The sequence below is a fragment of the Mesorhizobium sp. M7A.F.Ce.TU.012.03.2.1 genome, from assembly GCF_004006095.1.
Classification (GTDB): Bacteria; Pseudomonadota; Alphaproteobacteria; order Rhizobiales; family Rhizobiaceae; genus Mesorhizobium.
Window position 1 is genome coordinate 3,049,739 of the sequence record NZ_CP034779.1, and the last position, 17,839, is coordinate 3,067,577.

The following is a 17,839-nucleotide window of genomic DNA, read 5'->3' on the forward strand; positions in this document are numbered from 1 at the left end:
CGTCATGTCCTGGTTCAATGCCATGCGCCGCAAGGTCGGCCACAGGGACGATCACCGAAAGGAGGAGAGACCTCCTCCTTTCCCGACCCTGTCGACGTTTCTCGGCCTTGCGGCAGTCATGCTCGTCCTCTGGCTGCTGGCCTACGGGCCGCCGCATTTCCTTTCGGCATCCAATCATCGGGTGCCGTCCAACAACACCGAAGCCGGAGCTTCAAAATGAGCAACTCGAAATCAGCAAGCATCATGGATGCACGCATCCTGGTTCCCGCCATTGGCGGCGCCTTCCGCAAGCTCGATCCGCGCACGCTGGCCAGGAACCCGGTGATGTTCGTCGTTGCCGTCGTCTCGGCGCTCACCACGGTGCTGTTCGTGAAGGACCTGGTCACCGGAGGCGGCAATCTCGGCTTTACGCTGCAGATCATCATCTGGCTTTGGTTCACCGTGCTGTTCGCCAACTTCGCCGAAGCGGTCGCAGAAGGCCGCGGCAAGGCGCAGGCGGATTCGCTGCGCAAGGCACGCACCGAGACCCAGGCCAAGCTCTTGACCGGTGAGGACCGCACCAAATACAAACTCGTGCCCGGCACCAGCCTCAAGGTCGGCGATGCCGTCCTGGTCGAGGCCGGCGACATCATCCCGTCGGACGGCGAAGTGGTCGAGGGCGTCGCGTCGGTCAATGAGGCGGCGATAACAGGCGAATCGGCGCCGGTCATCCGCGAATCCGGTGGCGACCGTTCGGCGGTCACCGGTGGCACCCAGGTGCTGTCAGACTGGGTCCGCGTCCGCATCACCGCCGCCTCCGGCCATACCTTCCTCGACCGCATGATCTCGCTGGTCGAAGGTGCCGAGCGCCAGAAGACGCCGAACGAGATCGCGCTCAACATCCTGCTCGTCGGCATGACGCTGATCTTCGTGCTGGCCACCGCGACGATCCCGAGTTTTGCCTCCTACTCGGGCGGCTATATCTCGGTGACCGTTCTGGTGGCGCTGTTCGTCACCTTGATCCCGACCACGATCGGCGCGCTGCTTTCGGCCATCGGCATCGCCGGCATGGACCGTCTGGTGCGATTCAACGTGCTGGCCATGTCGGGTCGCGCCGTGGAAGCCGCAGGCGACGTCGACACGCTGCTGCTCGACAAGACCGGCACGATCACACTCGGCAACCGCCAGGCGACGCAGTTTCGCCCGGTCAAGGGCGTCACCGAACAGGAACTGGCCGACGCGGCTCAGCTAGCCTCGCTCGCCGACGAGACGCCGGAAGGCCGCTCCATCGTCGTGCTGGCCAAGGAGAAATACGCCATCCGCGCCCGCGACATGGCAACGCTGCACGCCACTTTCGTGCCCTTCACAGCGCAGACCCGTATGAGCGGCGTCGACATCGATGGTTCATCGGTGCGCAAGGGCGCCGTCGATTCCGTGCTTGCCCATGTCAACCAGTCGGCAGCCGCCGCCCATGGCACGCGCCCAAGCAGCGAATCCATCCGCGATCTCCAGTCCATCGCCGACGAGATCGCCAAGTCCGGCGGCACGCCGCTGGCGGTCGAACGCGACGGGCGCCTGCTCGGCGTCGTCCACCTCAAGGACATCGTCAAGGGCGGCATCAGCGAGCGTTTCACCGAACTGCGCCGCATGGGCATCCGCACGGTGATGATCACCGGTGACAACCCGATGACGGCGGCGGCTATCGCCGCGGAAGCCGGCGTCGACGACTTCCTCGCGCAGGCCGCACCGGAGGACAAGCTGAAGCTGATCCGCGACGAACAGGCCAAGGGTAAGCTGGTGGCCATGTGCGGCGACGGCACCAACGATGCACCCGCCCTTGCACAAGCCGATGTCGGCGTCGCCATGAACACCGGCACGGTTGCCGCCCGCGAGGCCGGCAACATGATCGATCTCGACAGCGATCCGACCAAGCTCATCGAGATCGTCGAGATCGGCAAGGCGCTCTTGATGACGCGAGGTTCGCTGACGACCTTCTCGATCGCCAACGACGTGGCCAAGTATTTCGCCATCATTCCGGCGATGTTCGCCGTCTTCTACGTCGCACCGGGACAGACGACCGGCCCGCTGCAGGCACTCAACGTCATGCATCTGGCGACGCCGCAAAGCGCCATCCTGTCGGCCATCATCTTCAACGCACTGATCATCATCGCGCTGATCCCGCTGTCGCTGAAGGGCGTCAAATATCGCGCCATCGGCGCCGGCGCGCTGCTCAGCCGCAATCTTCTCGTCTACGGCCTCGGCGGCCTCATCGTGCCTTTCGTAGGCATCAAGGCGATCGACATGATCGTCACCGCGCTTGGCCTTGCTTAAGGAATTACGCTCATGTTCAAACAGATAAGACCCGCGATCATCATGATCGTCTTCTTCACGGTCCTGACCGGCCTGATCTATCCCTTGGGCATGACCGGCATCGCCCAGGCGATCTTCCCGCGCCAGGCCAATGGCAGCCTGATCGAGAAGGATGGCAAGGTTATCGGCTCCGAGCTGATCGGCCAGGGCTTTGCCAGCGACAAGTATTTCCATGGCCGCCCCTCGGCCGCCGGCGACGGCTACAACGCCGCCGCCTCGAGCGGCAGCAATCTCGGCCCGACCAATCCCAAGCTGATCGACCGCATCAAGGGCGACGCGGAAAGACTGAAGGCGGAGAATCCGAACCAGCCCGTCCCGATGGACCTGGTGACGACGTCCGGCAGTGGCCTCGATCCCGATATCAGTCCCGAAGCAGCTTACTTCCAGGCCGCCAGGGTGGCCAAGGCCAGGGGGATCGATGAAGCCAAGGTCAAGGCGCTTGTCGATGCCCAAGTCGAGGGCAGGGAGCTTGGCTTCATGGGCGAGCCTGTGGTCAATGTGCTCGGTCTCAACCTTGCGCTGGACGCCGCGAAACAGTGAATGGTGCGGGCCGGGGATCGACAGTATCCCCCGCGCCATCCATGATCGGTCCCGATGCCGGACGACAGAAACAACGACGCCAGACCTTCTCCCGACGCACTGCTTGACCATGCCGAGCGGGAAGGTCGCGGCCGGCTGCGTATATTCCTGGGTGCCGCTCCCGGCGTAGGCAAGACCTACGAGATGCTGATGTCGGGCCGCGCCAGGCTGACCGACGGCGTGGATGTGGTGATCGGTGTCGTCGAGACGCATGGGCGCAAGGAGACACTGGCCCTGGTCGAGGGTTATGAGGTCATTCCCCGCCGCAAGGTCGACTACAAGGGGCGCATCCTCGACGAGATGGATATCGACGCCATCCTCGCCCGGCGCCCGGCGCTGGTTCTTGTCGACGAACTCGCCCACACCAATGCGCCCGGCAGCCGCCATCCCAAGCGCTATCTCGATGTCCAGGAAATCCTGACGCACGGTATCGACGTCTACACGACGCTCAACATCCAGCATGTCGAAAGCCTGAACGACGTCGTCGCCCAGATCACCAAGGTCAGGGTTCGCGAGACGGTTCCCGATTCCATCATAGACCAGGCCGACGATGTCGAGATCATCGATCTCACCCCCGACGACCTGATCAAGCGGCTCGAGGAAGGCAAGGTCTATTTCCCCAACACCGCGCAGCGCGCGATCGAGAACTATTTCTCGCCGGGCAATCTGACGGCGCTCAGGGAACTGGCGCTGCGGCGCACCGCGCAGCGCGTCGACGACCAGTTGCTGATCCATATGCAGGCCCACGCCATTCCCGGACCGTGGGCCGCGGGGGAAAGGGTTCTCGTCTGCGTCGACGCGCGTCCGGGCGGGGCGGCGCGTATTCGCTACGCGCGCAGGCTGGCCGACCGGCTCCGTGCCCCGTGGACGGCGCTGCATGTCGACAGCCCTCGCTCGGCCAGCATGCCCGAAGCGGACAAGGATCGGCTCGCGACGAACCTTCGCCTTGCGGAGCAGCTCGGCGCCGAGGTGACCACCATTCCCGGTCAGAACATCGCGCAGGACATTGTTCGCCATGCGACGGCGAACAATTTCACCCATATCGTGGTCGGCAGGCCGACCCGGTCGCGCTGGCGGGAATTGATCGAAGGCTCGCTCACCTACGATCTCATCCGCAATGCCGGCGACATCAGCGTCCATGTGATTTCAGGAACCGAACGCAACGCCGAGGTGACGTCGAGGAGCGTCAAGGCGGCGGACGAGCAGTGGCAGTTCGAGATCTGGCCCTATCTCAAGGCCACGGCCTTTGTCATCGGTTCGCTCGCCTTCGCCGTCGTTCTCGACCAGTTTCTCGACGTTCGCAACCTGGCGATCATTCTTCTCATCGGCGTACTGGCATCGGCGGTAACCGGCGGTCTGTGGCCGGCTCTGTACGCTTGTTTCGCCAGCGCCCTTGCTTTCAATTATTTCTTCCTGGAGCCTCGCTATACGCTGACGATCCGGGATCCGGAGAGCATCGTCGCGCTCGGCGTCTTTCTCGTCGTTGCGGTCATCGCCAGCAATCTGACGGCGCGCGTGCAGCGCCAGGCGGTCGCCGCCCGCTCGCGGGCGCGGGCCACGGAAGACATCTACCTCTTTTCAAAGAAGCTCGCCGGCGCCGGTACGCTCGACGACGTCCTTTGGGCCACGGCCTTCCAGATCGCCTCGATGCTGAAGCTGCGCGTGGTGCTGCTTTTGCCGGAAGACGGGACGATCACCGTCAAGGCCGGCTATCCGCCGGACGACACGCTGGCCGAGGCCGACATCGCCGCCGCCCGCTGGGCCTGGGAGCACAATCGTGCCGCGGGTCGCGGCGCTGACACCCTTCCGGGCGCCCGGCGCCTCTATTTGCCCTTGCGGACGGGGCGCACGGCCATCGGGGTCGTCGGCCTCGACAACGACAAGCAGGGTCCGCTGCTGACGCCCGAGCAGCAGCGGCTGCTTGACGCACTGGCCGACCAGGCGGCGGTCGCCATCGAGCGTATACAACTGGTTGCCGACGTCGACCGCGCCAAGCTCGCCGCTGAGGCGGACAGGCTGCGCTCGGCGCTGCTCACCTCCATTTCCCATGATCTGAAAACGCCGCTCGCCGCCATCATGGGCGCGGCCGGCACGCTGCGGGATTTTTCAGCAGCGCTTCCCGAACCGGACCGGGCCGAACTGCTGTCGACGGTGCTCGACGAATCCGAGCGGTTGAACCGCTTCATCGCCAATCTGCTCGACATGACCAAGATCGAGTCCGGCGCGATGGAGCCGAACTACGCCTTTCACTATGTCGGCGACATCGTCGGCTCCGCCTTGCAAAGGGCCAGGAAAATCATTGGCGAGCACAAGATCGAGACCGACATCCCCAGGGATTTGCCGATGTTGAAGGTCGACCCGGTGCTGTTCGAGCAAGCGTTGTTCAATCTTCTCGACAATGCGGCGAAATATGCCCCGGCAAGCTCGACGATTCGCATGCAGGGTTGGACCGACAATGGCTCCGTCCTGCTGCAAATCATGGATGAAGGGCCAGGCATTCCTCCCGGCGATCTGGAACGGATTTTCGACACGTTCTATCGAGTGCGCAAGGGGGACCAGATCCGCGCCGGTACGGGGCTCGGCCTGTCGATCTGCCGCGGCTTCGTCGAAGCGATGGGTGGCACCATCATGGCGGCAAACCGGACCGACGGTTCGGGCGCGGTGTTCACCATCAAAATGCCCAGGCCGGCAAATCCGCCCAATTTCGACGCTTCGAATACCGACGACCACGACGTGGGTGACCTGGCATGACAAACTCGAACGTCAGGATATTGGTCGTCGATGACGAGCCGCCGATCCGCAAGCTGCTGCGCGTCGGGCTCGGCAGTCAAGGTTATGCGGTCAGCGAGGCGCCGAACGCGAAGGTGGCGATCGAGCTGATGGAGGCGGAGAAGCCGGACCTCGTCCTGCTCGACCTTGGGCTGCCCGGCATGAGCGGTCATGAGTTGCTGCGCAAATGGCGCGACGATGGTCTCGACATTCCAGTGGTCATGCTGTCCAGCCGAACCGACGAGGCCGGCATCGTCCAGGCCCTGGAACTCGGCGCCGACGACTATGTCACCAAACCTTTCGGCATGAACGAGCTGGTGGCGCGCATTCGCGTGGCGCTCCGCCACAAGTTCCAGCAACAGGGCGAGAAGCCGATTTTCCAGACCGGCGATCTCAGCGTCGACCTGGTCAAGCGCATCGTCAAGGTCGAGGGCAAGGAGGTAAAGCTGTCGCCGAAGGAATACGACATCCTGCGCATGCTGGTGCAGCACGCCGGCAAGGTGCTGACCCATCATTTCCTGTTGAAGCAGGTCTGGGGCGACTCGACCGATGTGCAGTATCTCAGGGTCTATGTCCGGCAGCTCAGGCAAAAGATCGAGAAGAGCCCCGACCAGCCGCGCTACATCACCACCGAGACCGGCGTCGGCTACCGCCTGCGCGAGGCCGAATGAGCAGGCCAGGTTTTAGCCGATAGCTTCCCGTGGCTGGCCAAGCGGTCTGGAAACCCGCAAAGCCGCGAGGCAGCCGACAATGCCGAGCGGCACGAAGGCAAGAAACAACCACGACGCGACATTCGCCGCCGCGTCGTGGTTCAGGCCTTGCGAAAAGCCGCTGGCGTTGGCGACGATGCCGGCGAGTGCGGCGCCCACGGCATAGCCGATGCGCTGCATGGTCGGCACCGCCGCCGAGGCGATGGTCTGCTCGCCCTCCGGGGCGGAGGCGACGATGACGCGCGTCAGGAACGGCCAGGCGATGCCGAAGCCGCCGCCCTGCAACAGGGCACACATCAGGATCAGCGGGATGGAGCCCAGGGGTATCGCATACGCAAAGCCGGCGATGCCGGCCGCGATCATCACCGCGCCGCCGACGATGATCAGCCGCTCGCGCTGCGGCGGCGCGTTGGCGACCAGGATCGAGAGGATCGACCAGGCTATCGATTCGGCGGCGATGATGTAGCCGGTCGTCAACAGCGGAATGTCGTGAAGGCTGGTCAGCAACAGCGGTCCGTAGACGCCGAAGGAACAGGTCGCCACCGAAAAGGCGGCAACCATGGTCATGCCGGCGCCGACCGGCGTGCGCCATGAGAACAGCCGCGCCGGGAACAGCCGCGAACGCGGCTTCAGCGCGTCGATGGTGAAGAACAGCACCAGGCCGATGAGTCCGAGGGCCATCAGCAGCGAAGAGCGCAGCAAGGCGATGTCGACGCCGGCCGAGGCGATCAGCACCACGGCGACGGCAAGGCAGCCAAGGGCCGCGAACGGGAAGGGCGGCGCCTTACCCGTGCTCGTCTTGGGTTTCGTCGCCTGCGGCGTGTCGAGCACGAGGAAGCTTGCCAGCGCCATGGCGGCGCCGCCGAGTGTGAAGATGCCGAAGGCCCAGCGCCATGACAACAGCTCGGTCATGATCGCGCCGAGCAATGGTCCGCTGAAGGCGGCGACGCCCCAGATCGCCGACATGATGCCGAAAAGCTGCGGCCAGATGGCGCGCGAGAACAGTCGTTCGACCGAGACGAAGGCCAGCGACACCAGCGCACCGCCGCCAAGTCCTTCGATCAGGCGGCCGGCGAGGAACAGCTGCATGGAAGGCGAGGTGGCGCATATCAGCGCGCCTGTTGCGTAGAGCAGCGCGGCGACCACCATGTTGGTGCGCAAGGGGACATAACTCACCAGTCGTCCGGCGGCCGCGCCGGCAACGATGGCGCCGAGTTCGTAGATCGCCAGCGACCAGCCGACGAGCTGTACGCCCGCCAGTTCGCCGACCATGGCCGGCATAACCGTTGCCACCATCGTTTCGTTGGTGGCGTGCAGCAGAATGCCGAGGCTGATGAAGCAGAAGCGCGCCAGGTCGCCGCTTGCCCACAATACGCGCCAGTCGACCCTGTTCGTGCTGATCTCGGTCATTTCCACCCCCGTCTTGCATATCTCGACGCCAGCGCAGGACGCCAGAAGCCAGTACGGGTTTCCGGCAGGACCATGCGAATCGACAGCGCTGGATCGAGGCGTTGTTGCGCTCGGGGCAGGCTTGTAAAACCTCAACCGGGGTTGAGCTCAAGCGTTTTTTTGAGGGCCGTTCGCGCGGATGCCCCTTCGGTTGGCGGGCTTCGTTGCGCGATCAATTCTCGGTGCTGCGCAGCTGGAATTGGCTGACGCCGATCGCGAGGTTCATGCCAGTCTGCGTCTGCAAGCTGAGCGGCTGCAAGGTGAAGGCCTGAGAGGAGCCGCCGACCAGCAGATTGGCGCCGGCGCCGACGGCGGCCGTCACCTCCGCGCTGGCGCCGATATAGTCGCCGGCCAGCGCACCCGGTGCATAGATGTTCTTCAGCGGCGTCAGCACGATCCACTGCATGACCGTCTGCTTCGTCGTGCCGATGTCGAGGCCGTATTTGTTGACGGCGCCGAAATAGGCTTCCGGCGCGAAGCTTTTGTCGGCGGGGTTGAAGGTGCAGCTCAGGTCCTTGCTCGAGCCGAAGATGAAGCCGGTGCCGCCGCCTATGGCGCAGTCAAGCGTACCGACTTCCATGCCTCGGTCCTGCGCCTGCACCGCTCCGGATAGCGTGGTGAACATGGCGGCAGCTATGGCTGTCTTCAGCATGATGGTTCCCCCTCCAAAATCAAACGGCGCGAAACCATCCTATCTGGTTCCGCGCCGCGGGGTGAGGGGTCATGGAGCGCACGGCTCCATGCAATCACTTGAATGAGTGGATCAGCTGGAGCGAGGTCACAGCCACGGCAAGGTTGACGCCGGTCTGCGCTTGGACGCTGAGCGGCTCCAGCATGACGGCGCTGTCCAGGCCGCCAACCAGCAGATTGGCGCCGCCGCCGGTCACCACGCTCGCCTCGGCGTTGACACCGTAGTAGCTGCCGGCGAGATCGCCTCCGTCACGATCCCGGGTCGCGGCCAGCACGGCCCAGACGAGCTGGCCCTGATGCGTCTGGCCGACATCGAGGCCGATCTTGGAGATGACGCCTGTGTAAATCTCGGACGGCCCGTGATGATGAGGCCGGAAGACACAGGACACGCCCTTGTTGGAAGCTACGATATAAGCGGTGCCGCCGTCGATGGTGCAATCGAGCGTGCCGAGTTGCAGCTTGCCGGCGCTGGCCGGAGCCACCGCGAACATCGTCGTGGCGAGGGCAGCGGCGCAGGCGAGTTTCTTGATCATGGGAGGGTCCTTTCGCAAAATACTTTCAACAACGGCTTGGGTGGGTAGACCGTTCCGCTGAAAACTTGGCGCGATCAAGGCAGGGGCCGAAAGCCTCCTGCCGGGGTTAATGCGCGGTTGCGAAGTGCGTCCTTTTCGGACACGCAAAGGATCCCGCGGCACTTGGATGTCACGCGGATTTGTATGGGAAGCCGAAACCGAGATCAGCTGACGCGGGCGAGGCCATCCTTGGCCGGCTGGTAGGTAGGGTCGAGGCGAACGGCTTCCTTATAGGATTTCGCGGCCTTCGCCTTGTCGCCGCGCCGCTCATAGATCAGCGCCTGGTTGGACCAGGCCTCGGCATTCCTGCCGTCGAGCTTGATCGCCATGTTGAAATCGGAAAAGGCGTTGTCCTCGTCGTTGGTCGCCAGATAGGAGAGGCCGCGGCCGTTGTAGGGCTCGGCGGCGTCCGGCGCCAGTGAGATGGCGGTCGAGAAGTCCTCGATGGCGAATTTGTGCTGGCCCTGGCTCTGATAGATCAGGCCTCGATTGTGGTAGGCGCGCGCGTCGGTCGTATCGAGCTGGATTGCCTTCTGGAAGTCGTTGAAGGCGTCCTGGGTGCGACCCGCCTTGCGGTAGAGATTGCCGCGGCCGATATAGGCGGCGTCGTAGTTGCCGTTGATCTGGATCGAACGGTTGTAGTCCGCGAGCGCGGCTTCCTGATTGCCGAGGAAGCGCTGGATGAGCGCGCGGTTCGAATAGGCCTGGAAGAAATTCGGGTTGAGCTGGATGGCTTGATTGAAATCCTTGAGCGCCGCCTGGTACTGACCGCCACGGCCATAGGCCGAGCCGCGCACATTGTAGCCTTCGGGATCCTGGGGATTGCGCTGGATGACCGCCGACAGCGAGGAAATGTTCTCGCTCGACCCTTGCGCCTTGTCGATGTTGTTGAATTCACCGGTCGGGCCCGCCGTTTGGCAGCCGGCAAGCGCCAGTCCGGAGAGCAGGGCCGCTGTCAGGGCGAAACCACGCAATGCGGTCCCGCGCTCCACGCTTGTTGCGTTCATGTCTGCCCTGTCCTCACTTCAAGCCGCGTCGTTCAGGTCCGGCTCCCCCTCCGGACCGGTCACATCAAAACAAAAAGGTGGCGGCGATTCTACATCGCGCCACCTCTGATATCCTTCGAAAAGGACGAAAAATTGGCGTTAGAACCGCGGCGGACGCGGAGCGCCACCTGCACCGCCGGCGGCGCCAGCAGCGACCGGGCGCGGCGTCATCGGCAGCAGGCCTTCGCGCTGGGCGCGCTTGCGGGCCAGCTTGCGGGCGCGGCGGACGGCTTCAGCCTTTTCACGGGCGCGCTTCTCGGACGGCTTCTCGTAGTGACCGCGCATCTTCATTTCGCGGAAAATGCCTTCGCGCTGCATCTTCTTCTTGAGAGCGCGAAGCGCCTGATCAACGTTATTGTCGCGGACGAGTACCTGCACGGGCAATCCTGTCTTTCGGGTTTGATATCAACAGGCAAGCGGCCATAGCCACTAGCCTCCGCGGCGGTTTACACCACGAATTGGGGCGGCTGATAGCAGAATCATGCCGCGCTGTCCACAGTGGAAATGAATTTGCGGGGCCAGCCGCCGTCTGTTTGCCCTGGGACAAGTGTGCCACTTGCCCATGATATAAGGAGCCGACTAGGCCGTCGCGAGGTGCAGCAGCTCGAAATCCTCGAAGAACTCGCCGTAGTCGCAGGTGATCTCCTCGCCCACGGCGATGTCGCGGGTCGCGGTGGCTCCGCCATATTGCGAAAAATCCGTATTCGGATTGCTGGAATGGTTCATGAAGCGGCCATTGTCGACTTCATAAACCATGAAACCCGGCCGGTCCGGGCTCGGATAGGCATAGCGGTCGAGCAGTTCCCTGAGATGCGGGGGTGCCGTCTCGTATTTGTCCATGGGGATCAGCCGGTCGAAATCCGGATCGAGCCGCCAGATCGAAGCGCCTTTCCCGATCGGCTCCGCGGCGAACACGCCGACGCCTTCGATCGCGCTCGCAGTCACATAGGTTCTGATCAGCATCATGGTTCCAGACCCGCTTTTAGACAGGAACGGAATCGCCAAATCGCGGCGAAAAATCAAGAGCGGCTGTTTGCCTGGCGGCTATGAACATGCATCCCGCCGCTGGAATCTTCACGTCCGATTGATCGACACGCCGCCATCGGCAAACAGAGCCGCTCCGGTGGTGAAGCTCGAGGCGTCGGAGGCGAGATAGAGTGCCGAGCGGGCGATCTCCTCCGGCATAGCGATACGCTTCAAAGCATGCAGGCCTTCGACGAAGGTCCGCGATTCCGGAGTCTTGAAGGTTGCCGCCGGCGTGTCCGTGCCGCCGGGCAGCAGCGCGTTGACCCGCACACCTTTCGGGCCGTATTCGGCGGCAAGCACCTGTGTCAGTCCGATCAGGCTGGCCTTGCTCGCGGCATAGCTGGTCATGCCTGGCATGCCCACGGTGTGGCCGACGAAGGTGGAGGTGAAGATCAGCGAACCACCGCCACGCTCGATCATTGCCGGCACCTGGTATTTGGCGCCGAGAAACGCGCTGGTGAGATTGGTGTCGAGCGTCTCGCGCCAGCCTTCCAGCGGCAGGTCCGAAATCGGCCCCATCCGGCCGACGGCGCCGGCATTGTTGAAGGCGATGTCGAGCCCACCGAACTTTTCGACCGCCAGATCGACCAGGGCTTTTGCGTAGGCTTCGTCGCGAACATCGCCGGCAAGCGCGATGGCGATGCCGTCGGCGTCCGCGATTTCGGCGACGAGCGTATCGAGCTCGGCCTGACGGCGGGCGGCGACGATGACCTTGGCGCCTTCCTCGGCAAAGAGTTTTGCCGAGGCCCGGCCGATGCCGGAGCTGGCGCCGGTGACGATGGCGATCTTGTTGGCGAGTGCGAACATTTTTGCATCCTTTCTTCGCGCCGGCCTGACCGGCAGTTGGGATGCTTGGTCGCAGATCGAGGCAAGGCGAGCCACCCGATACGTGCCAAGATGCTGGAAAGCGCCGACGCGCCGGATGCGTCTTTTCCGCCACGGCGCAAAACGGCAAGCGCCGTCGCAAACAGCGCAAGGGTGGAAGCGCTGTTTCGCTAGTGATACACCTCGCGCGCCGGGACCGAATGAACGCCGGCCGCCATTCGCGAAGCCTTTTTGGGGCGAGGTTGGGACGTTGAAGAAATATTCGGTATTCGCCATCGCCCGTGAAGCCATGCGCGGTCACAAGGGCTGGGAGGAACAGTGGTCCTCGCCTGAGCCCAGGAAAGAATACGACGTCATCATCGTCGGCGCCGGCGGCCATGGCCTGGCCACCGCCTATTACCTCGCCACCGTGCACGGCATCACCAATGTCGCGGTGCTGGAAAAGGGCTGGCTCGGCGGCGGCAACACCGGCCGCAACACCACCATCATCCGTTCCAACTATCTCTATGACGAGAGCGCCGGCATCTACGACCATGCGCTGAAGCTGTGGGATGGCTTGAGCCAGGAACTCAACTACAACGTCATGTATTCGGCGCGCGGCGTCATGATGCTCGCCCACAATGTGCACGACGTCCAGGTGCTGAAGCGCCACGTGCACGCCAACCGGCTGAACGGCATCGACAATGAATGGCTGACGCCGGAGCAGGCGAAGGAATTCTGCCCACCGCTCAACACCTCCAAGGATGCGCGCTATCCGGTGGTCGGTGCGTCGCTGCAGCGGCGCGGCGGCACGGCCCGTCATGATGCCGTTGCCTGGGGCTATGCGCGCGGCGCCTCGGCGCGCGGCGTCCACATCATCCAGAATTGCGAGGTCACCGGGGTCAAGCGGGCGCCAAATGGCGCGGTCATGGGCGTGGACACGACGCGCGGCTTCATCGGCGCCAAGAAGGTCGGCGTCGTTGCCGCCGGCCATTCCTCCGTCATCATGAACATGGCAGGCGTGCGCATGCCGCTGGAAAGTTACCCGCTGCAGGCGCTGGTGTCGGAACCGGTCAAGCCGGTGGTGCCCTGCGTGGTGATGTCGAACACGGTGCACGCCTATATCTCGCAGTCCGACAAGGGCGAGCTGGTGATCGGCGCCGGCACCGACCAGTATGTCTCCTATTCGCAGACCGGCGGCTTGCACATATTGCAACATACGCTCGACGCCATCTGCGAGATGTTCCCGATCTTCACGCGCATGAAGATGCTGCGCTCGTGGGGCGGCATTGTCGACGTCACGCCCGACCGCTCGCCGATCCTGGCCAAGACGCCGGTGCCGGGCCTCTATGTCAATTGCGGTTGGGGCACGGGCGGCTTCAAGGCAACGCCGGGTTCGGGCCATGTCTTTGCCCACACCATCGCGAAAGACGATCCGCATCCGATCAACTCGCCCTTCACCATCGAGCGTTTCCGCACCGGCCGGCTCATCGACGAGGCGGCGGCGGCGGCGGTGGCGCACTGATGATGGCTGAGATGGCTGTCGCGATGCCGCTGATGCTGGCGGGGGAGCAAGTGCTGGCGGGAGAACGGGGCATGTTCCATTTTCCCTCGCCGGATGAAGTGCGCACGCAGCCGATCAGCCGTGCCGGCAACGAAGCCGGCTGGCCGTTTTCGGTCGATGACGGCACGTTGGCCTGCGTCTGGAGCGGCGGCCAGAGGGTGGTGATGTTCTTCGAGGGACGACCCGAAGGGCTCGAAGAAGACGAGACATTCCAGCCGCGTCAAGTCATCGTCACAACCGATCCGATCCAGCTCACCCTCGGCAACATGGCGTCCCGCGATCTTTTTCGTCCCGCTGCAAGCGTGGAAGAGCGCATCCGGCTCGTCGCACCGTTCGCGACCCTGGGACAGAAGCTTTGCGATCAACCGGCGGGCGCCCGCGTCGGCCACGGCGAATTGTAGGAACGAACCAAATGCTTCTCATCCGCTGCCCCTATTGCGAGGAAGAGCGTCCGGAACTCGAGTTCCGCAACGCCGGCGAGGCGCATATCGCGCGCTCGGCCAACATATCAGGCGAGAGCGACGACGATTTCGAAAAATTCTTCTTCATCCGCTCCAACCCCAAGGGCATCATTTATGAGCGCTGGCGGCACATGCATGGCTGTGCGCGCTTCTTCAATGCCGTACGCGACACCGTCACCGACAAATTCGTCATGACCTACAAGGCCGGCGAGCCGAAGCCGTCGAAGCTCCCGGGAGTTGCCAAATGAGCGGCGCGTTCCGCATTCCCGGCGCTGGCCGCTTCAGCCAAGCCAAGACCGCGCGGTTCAGCTTCGATGGCCGGTCCTATGCCGGCATCGAGGGCGACACGCTGGCCTCGGCGCTGCTCGCCAATGGCGTCCATCTCGTCGGCCGTTCGTTCAAGTACCACCGTCCGCGCGGCATCCTGTCGGCGGGCGCCGAGGAGCCGAACGCCCTGGTCGAAATCAAGCGCGACGCGGCACGCAAGACGCCGAACGTGCGGGCGACCGTGCAGGAGCTCTATGACGGGCTTGATGGGCAGTCGCAGAACCGCTGGCCGTCACTGTCCTTCGACCTCGGTGCGGTCAGCGATATCGCCTCGCCGCTGCTTTCGGCCGGCTTCTACTACAAGACCTTCATGTGGCCGAAAGCGGCGTGGAAGAGGCTCTACGAGCCAAAGATACGCGCCGCAGCCGGTCTTGGCGTTTCCCCGGACCAGCCGGATCCCGACCATTATTCATCGCGCTATGCGCATTGCGACGTGCTGGTGCTGGGCGGCGGTGCGGCAGGCATCGCGGCAGCGCTTGCGGCGGCTGAGACCGGCGTGCGCGTCATCCTCGCCGACGAGCAGGCCGAGTTCGGCGGCAGCCTGCGTTTCGAGAGCGGCGCGAAAATCGACGGCCAGGACGGTTTTGCCTGGGCGCAAGCTGCCGTGGCGAAGCTCGCCGCAATGGACAATGTCCGCGTGCTGTCGCGAACGACGGCGTTCGGCTACTATGCGCAGAATTTTGTGGGGCTGGTCGAGCGTGTCAGCGAGCATCTGAGGACCCCCGGCCACGATCTGGCGCGCGAGCGGCTGTGGCAGGTCCGGGCCAAGCGCGTGGTGCTGGCCTCGGGCGCGATCGAGCGCCACATGGTGTTTGCCGACAATGACCGGCCGGGCATCATGCTGGCGGGTGCCGCGCGCACCTATCTCAACCACTATGGCGTCGCGGTCGGCAGGAATGTCGGCGTCTACACCGCCAATGATTCTGCTTACGCGGCGGCGATCGACCTGAAGAAGGCCGGCGTCAACGTGGCGGCGATCGTCGATCTGCGCGAAAATCCGACCGGACCGGTGATCGACGAGGCGAGGGCGCTCGGCATCGAGATCAATTTCGGCCGCGCGGTGATCCGCGCTGGCGGTAAGCTCAGGGTGTCGTCGATGACCGTGCAGCCGAAGAATGGCGGCGGCGAACGCACCATCGCGGTCGATGCGATCCTGATGTCGGCCGGCTGGACGCCGTCGGTGCATCTGTTCTCGCAGTCGCGCGGAAAGGTCGCCTTCAACGACGAGACCAAGCGCTTCGTGCCGGGCACCTATGCGCAGGACTGCGTCTCGGTGGGCGCCTGCAACGGCACCGACGGGCTGTCGGCGACGGTGGACGAGGCCTATGCGGCGGGCGCCAAGGCGGCGAAAGATGCCGGCGCCAAAGCCGCCAAGAGCAGTAAGCCGAAGGTCGATGCGTCGGAGAGCTGGTCGCGCGGTATGTTGGGCGCGGCGCCCGGCGCCGGGCCGGACACGACTGTGAAGGCGTTCGTCGATTTCCAGAACGACGTCACCGCCAAGGATATCCGCCAGGCGGTGCACGAAGGCATGCGCTCGATCGAGCACGTCAAGCGCTTCACCACCAACGGCATGGCGACCGACCAGGGCAAGACCTCCAACATGCACGGCCTGGCGATTGCCGCCGAGACGCTGGGAAAGCCGATCCCGGAGGTCGGCCTGACCACGTTCCGTGCGCCCTATACGCCGGTCACCTTCGGCGCGATCGTCAGCCATGCGCGCGGTCCGCTGTTCGACCCGACGCGCAGAACCGCGATCCATCCCTGGGCCGAGGCGCAAGGTGCCGTGTTCGAGGATGTCGGCCAGTGGAAGCGCGCCTGGTATTTCCCCAAGGCGGGCGAGGACATGCATGCCGCGGTCGACCGCGAATGCGTCGCGGTGCGCAAGACGGCGGGCCTGTTCGATGCCTCTACGCTGGGCAAGATCGAGGTGGTTGGGCCGGATGCGGCCAAGTTCATGGAACTGCTCTACACCAACCCATGGGAGAAGCTGGAACCCGGCCGCTGCCGCTACGGCATCATGCTGCGCGAGGACGGCTTCATCTATGACGACGGCGTCGTCGGCAGGCTGGCCCCCGACCGTTTCCACGTGACGACGACGACCGGCGGCGCGCCGCGCGTCATGAACCACATGGAGGATTATCTCCAGACCGAGTTCCCGCATCTCAATGTCTGGCTGACCTCGATCACCGAGCAGTGGGCTGTTATCGCCGTGCAGGGGCCCAAGTCGCGCGACATCATCGCGCCACTGGTCGAAGGCATCGACATGTCCGACGAGGCGCTGCCGCATATGTCGGTGCGTGAAGGCAAGATCTGCGGCGTGCCGACGCGGTTGTTTCGCATGTCGTTCACCGGCGAGCGCGGCTTCGAGGTCAATGTGCCGGCCGACTATGGCCAGGCGGTCTGGGAAGCCCTGTGGGCCGAGGGCCAGAAGCATGGTGCGGCCGCCTACGGCACCGAGGCGATGCACGTGCTGCGCGCCGAAAAAGGCTACATCATCGTCGGCCAGGACACGGATGGCACGGTAACGCCGAACGACGCCGGGCTCGACTGGGCGGTCGGCAAGAAGAAGACCGATTTCGTCGGCATCCGCGGCCTGACGCGGCCGGATCTGGTCGCCAAGGGCCGCAAGCAGCTGGTCGGCCTCAAGACCAGGGACCCCAAAGTGGTTCTGGAAGAAGGCGCGCAGATCGTCGAGGATCCCAAGCAGGCGATCCCGATGAAGATGATCGGCCATGTCAGCTCGAGCTATTGGTCGGAAAATTGCGGCCGCTCGATCGCATTGGCGCTGGTCGCCGGCGGCCGCGACCGGATGGGCGAGACCCTCTATGTGCCGATGCCGAATGGGGTGATCGAAGTGGAGGTTACCGGCATGGTGTTCTTCGACGAGACGGGAGGGCGCCTCAATGGCTAAGGCCGCTGCAAGGAAGACGGCTCCGGCCGCATCGCCTTCGGTCGAACGCCGTCCGGCGCTGGCTGGGCGCAGCACCACTGCCGCCGGCGCCAAGGTCGAGGTATTGCCGCCGGCCGAGCGCATGTCATTGCGTGCGCCGGAAGCCTCGGCCGCAGCGCTTTCGAAGGCGCTCGGCGTGACCTTGCCGAACAAGCCGAAAACCTCTGCCGCGAAGGGCGGGCGCACCGTCTTGTGGCTCGGTCCCGACGAATGGCTTGTGATCGATGAGGCCGGCAACGATCCGCTCGCCGATTGCGCCAAAGTATCCGCGCTGCATTCGGCGGTCGGCGTCTCGCATCGCAACATCGCGATATCGGTGACGGGCACTGGGGCAGCGGCGACGATCAATGCTGGCTGCCCGCAGGACCTGTCGCTCGACGCCTTCCCGGTGGGCGCAGCGTCGCGCACCATCCTGGGCAAGACCGAGATCGTGCTGCTGCGCACAGCCGCCAATGCCTTCCGGGTCGAATGCTGGCGTTCCTTCTCGGACTATGTCTTTACTTTCCTGTCCGAGGGATCGCGCGACGCGGCGGTCTGAACTCG

General features: G+C 64.3%; 17 protein-coding genes. 10 read left to right on the forward strand and 7 right to left on the reverse strand.

Annotated features, from left to right (window positions below; all coding sequences use genetic code 11):
• Positions 1-4: 4 nt before the first annotated feature.
• From EJ079_RS14755 to EJ079_RS14775, 5 genes are read left to right on the forward strand one after another with little or no spacing between them, the layout of a single operon-like run.
• Positions 5-220 (forward strand): hypothetical protein, encoded by a 216-nt coding sequence (locus EJ079_RS14755; protein WP_127270652.1) that lies wholly within the window; start codon positions 5-7, stop codon positions 218-220.
• On the forward strand, positions 217-2,310 hold the full coding sequence (gene kdpB / locus EJ079_RS14760) for a potassium-transporting ATPase subunit KdpB (RefSeq protein ID WP_127809349.1): 2,094 nt from the start codon (positions 217-219) through the stop codon (positions 2,308-2,310). The genes EJ079_RS14755 and kdpB overlap by 4 nt, the downstream gene beginning before the upstream one ends.
• A 12-nt stretch (positions 2,311-2,322) precedes the next feature.
• The gene (kdpC, locus tag EJ079_RS14765) at positions 2,323-2,889 is read left to right on the forward strand and encodes a potassium-transporting ATPase subunit KdpC (protein WP_127321033.1); all 567 of its coding nucleotides are present in this window, start codon (positions 2,323-2,325) and stop codon (positions 2,887-2,889) included.
• Positions 2,890-2,943: 54 nt separating this feature from the next.
• Positions 2,944-5,679 carry a sensor histidine kinase KdpD gene (locus EJ079_RS14770; RefSeq protein ID WP_127809350.1) on the forward strand — a complete coding sequence of 912 codons (2,736 nt, stop codon included), beginning with the start codon at positions 2,944-2,946 and terminating at the stop codon, positions 5,677-5,679.
• Positions 5,676-6,368, forward strand: coding sequence for a response regulator transcription factor (locus tag EJ079_RS14775; RefSeq protein ID WP_127409005.1), 693 nt, complete (start codon positions 5,676-5,678; stop codon positions 6,366-6,368). Before EJ079_RS14770 ends, EJ079_RS14775 begins: the two co-directional genes overlap by 4 nt.
• Positions 6,369-6,380: 12 nt before the next feature.
• On the opposite strand, the gene EJ079_RS14780 is transcribed toward EJ079_RS14775, so the two are convergent.
• The 7 genes from EJ079_RS14780 to EJ079_RS14810 form a co-directional block, all read right to left on the reverse strand.
• Complete coding sequence (locus EJ079_RS14780) at positions 6,381-7,817, reverse strand: MFS transporter (protein WP_127409006.1); 1,437 nt, start codon at positions 7,815-7,817, stop codon at positions 6,381-6,383.
• Positions 7,818-8,028: 211 nt separating this feature from the next.
• On the reverse strand, positions 8,029-8,508 hold the full coding sequence (locus EJ079_RS14785; RefSeq protein ID WP_023810132.1) for a DUF992 domain-containing protein: 480 nt from the start codon (positions 8,506-8,508) through the stop codon (positions 8,029-8,031).
• Positions 8,509-8,602: 94 nt separating this feature from the next.
• Positions 8,603-9,079 (reverse strand): DUF992 domain-containing protein, encoded by a 477-nt coding sequence (locus EJ079_RS14790; protein WP_127290636.1) that lies wholly within the window; start codon positions 9,077-9,079, stop codon positions 8,603-8,605.
• Positions 9,080-9,282: 203 nt separating this feature from the next.
• Positions 9,283-10,125 carry a tetratricopeptide repeat protein gene (locus EJ079_RS14795; protein WP_127267752.1) on the reverse strand — a complete coding sequence of 281 codons (843 nt, stop codon included), beginning with the start codon at positions 10,123-10,125 and terminating at the stop codon, positions 9,283-9,285.
• Between the two features lie 138 nt (positions 10,126-10,263).
• On the reverse strand, positions 10,264-10,542 hold the full coding sequence (gene rpsU, locus EJ079_RS14800; RefSeq protein ID WP_023810129.1) for a 30S ribosomal protein S21: 279 nt from the start codon (positions 10,540-10,542) through the stop codon (positions 10,264-10,266).
• Positions 10,543-10,743: 201 nt separating this feature from the next.
• Positions 10,744-11,130, reverse strand: a complete 387-nt coding sequence (locus tag EJ079_RS14805; protein ID WP_127395264.1) for an SET domain-containing protein-lysine N-methyltransferase — start codon at positions 11,128-11,130, stop codon at positions 10,744-10,746.
• 108 nt (positions 11,131-11,238) lie between these two features.
• Positions 11,239-11,997, reverse strand: a complete 759-nt coding sequence (locus EJ079_RS14810; RefSeq protein ID WP_127809351.1) for an SDR family oxidoreductase — start codon at positions 11,995-11,997, stop codon at positions 11,239-11,241.
• Positions 11,998-12,265: 268 nt separating this feature from the next.
• Here EJ079_RS14810 and EJ079_RS14815 point away from each other — a divergent pair, with 268 nt between their 5' ends.
• From EJ079_RS14815 to EJ079_RS14835, 5 genes are read left to right on the forward strand one after another with little or no spacing between them, the layout of a single operon-like run.
• Positions 12,266-13,519: a sarcosine oxidase subunit beta gene (locus tag EJ079_RS14815; protein WP_127809352.1), complete on the forward strand. Its 1,254-nt coding sequence runs from the start codon at positions 12,266-12,268 to the stop codon at positions 13,517-13,519.
• On the forward strand, positions 13,519-13,959 hold the full coding sequence (locus tag EJ079_RS14820) for a hypothetical protein (protein ID WP_127395266.1): 441 nt from the start codon (positions 13,519-13,521) through the stop codon (positions 13,957-13,959). Before EJ079_RS14815 ends, EJ079_RS14820 begins: the two co-directional genes overlap by 1 nt.
• 11 nt (positions 13,960-13,970) lie before the next feature.
• Positions 13,971-14,267, forward strand: a complete 297-nt coding sequence (locus EJ079_RS14825; RefSeq protein ID WP_015315781.1) for a sarcosine oxidase subunit delta — start codon at positions 13,971-13,973, stop codon at positions 14,265-14,267.
• Positions 14,264-17,257 carry a sarcosine oxidase subunit alpha gene (locus EJ079_RS14830; protein WP_127809353.1) on the forward strand — a complete coding sequence of 998 codons (2,994 nt, stop codon included), beginning with the start codon at positions 14,264-14,266 and terminating at the stop codon, positions 17,255-17,257. Before EJ079_RS14825 ends, EJ079_RS14830 begins: the two co-directional genes overlap by 4 nt.
• Positions 17,250-17,834, forward strand: coding sequence for a sarcosine oxidase subunit gamma (locus EJ079_RS14835; RefSeq protein WP_127809354.1), 585 nt, complete (start codon positions 17,250-17,252; stop codon positions 17,832-17,834). The genes EJ079_RS14830 and EJ079_RS14835 overlap by 8 nt, the downstream gene beginning before the upstream one ends.
• Positions 17,835-17,839: the final 5 nt, after the last annotated feature.

Coding starts and splice junctions, on each gene's coding strand:
- EJ079_RS14790 (WP_127290636.1), bottom strand. CDS start 9,079: ATGATCAAGAAACTCGCCTGCGCCGCTGCCCTCGCCACGACGATGTTC.
- EJ079_RS14795 (WP_127267752.1), bottom strand. CDS start 10,125: ATGAACGCAACAAGCGTGGAGCGCGGGACCGCATTGCGTGGTTTCGCC.
- EJ079_RS14820 (WP_127395266.1), top strand. CDS start 13,519: ATGATGGCTGAGATGGCTGTCGCGATGCCGCTGATGCTGGCGGGGGAG.
- EJ079_RS14775 (WP_127409005.1), top strand. CDS start 5,676: ATGACAAACTCGAACGTCAGGATATTGGTCGTCGATGACGAGCCGCCG.
- EJ079_RS14805 (WP_127395264.1), bottom strand. CDS start 11,130: ATGATGCTGATCAGAACCTATGTGACTGCGAGCGCGATCGAAGGCGTC.
- EJ079_RS14825 (WP_015315781.1), top strand. CDS start 13,971: ATGCTTCTCATCCGCTGCCCCTATTGCGAGGAAGAGCGTCCGGAACTC.
- kdpC (WP_127321033.1), top strand. CDS start 2,323: ATGTTCAAACAGATAAGACCCGCGATCATCATGATCGTCTTCTTCACG.
- EJ079_RS14830 (WP_127809353.1), top strand. CDS start 14,264: ATGAGCGGCGCGTTCCGCATTCCCGGCGCTGGCCGCTTCAGCCAAGCC.
- EJ079_RS14785 (WP_023810132.1), bottom strand. CDS start 8,508: ATGCTGAAGACAGCCATAGCTGCCGCCATGTTCACCACGCTATCCGGA.
- EJ079_RS14755 (WP_127270652.1), top strand. CDS start 5: ATGTCCTGGTTCAATGCCATGCGCCGCAAGGTCGGCCACAGGGACGAT.
- EJ079_RS14780 (WP_127409006.1), bottom strand. CDS start 7,817: ATGACCGAGATCAGCACGAACAGGGTCGACTGGCGCGTATTGTGGGCA.
- kdpB (WP_127809349.1), top strand. CDS start 217: ATGAGCAACTCGAAATCAGCAAGCATCATGGATGCACGCATCCTGGTT.
- EJ079_RS14810 (WP_127809351.1), bottom strand. CDS start 11,997: ATGTTCGCACTCGCCAACAAGATCGCCATCGTCACCGGCGCCAGCTCC.
- EJ079_RS14835 (WP_127809354.1), top strand. CDS start 17,250: ATGGCTAAGGCCGCTGCAAGGAAGACGGCTCCGGCCGCATCGCCTTCG.
- EJ079_RS14770 (WP_127809350.1), top strand. CDS start 2,944: ATGCCGGACGACAGAAACAACGACGCCAGACCTTCTCCCGACGCACTG.